The organism is Flavobacterium cupreum, assembly GCF_003996965.1.
Taxonomy (GTDB): domain Bacteria; phylum Bacteroidota; class Bacteroidia; order Flavobacteriales; family Flavobacteriaceae; genus Flavobacterium; species Flavobacterium cupreum.
Genome location: NZ_QWDM01000059.1, coordinates 1 through 620 on the forward strand (window position 1 = coordinate 1; position 620 = coordinate 620).

Genomic DNA, 620 nt, shown 5'->3' on the forward strand with positions numbered 1-620 from the left:
CCTCTAATATTATTATGTATTGGTATTTCTTTATCTTCAATAGCAGGATCTTCATCAATGAAGTCTAATCCTTTCTCCAGGATAGATTTGATGATTGGGTAATTTATTTTTTCATAATCCATCGCTCTTTTACAGGCATTATTTAATCTGTCATTGCCTACTTTTTTGGCTAAACTTAACACGCCGGTACAGGACTTATAAGATTGCTCAGGGTGCTGTTTTTTATCTAATATTTGTATAATAAATGATTTGCAAAATTCTCCAACAGAAGCTCCCCATTGGATAAATCTCTCGGGATTCCACTCTGCCACAAACTGATGTGATGTGGGCATGTGTTCTTTATTTGTTGTATAAAGATATTTGGAGTAGTCTCTCTGATGACTGGCTATTATGCGCTGCCCATGATAAATCTCAATGGTAGTTTTGCTGTAAATAATCAATACTTTCTTGCCCATATAAATAAAAGGCACACTATAATAGTGTTTGTCTTTATTGAGATAAACATGGCTGGATTTATGAACGGTTGCTTTAGCAAAACCTTTGAGCTGATAGGGATTAACAGGTAAAAATGATAGTGCTTCTTTTTCTATCTCATTAAACAAATCTAATCTTGAGTATTT

General features: G+C 33.7%; 1 protein-coding gene. It reads right to left on the reverse strand.

The window, feature by feature from the left end:
- The coding region (locus D0817_RS25780) for a Mu transposase domain-containing protein (protein ID WP_438590680.1) at window positions 1-620 on the reverse strand (620 nt) is incomplete at both ends.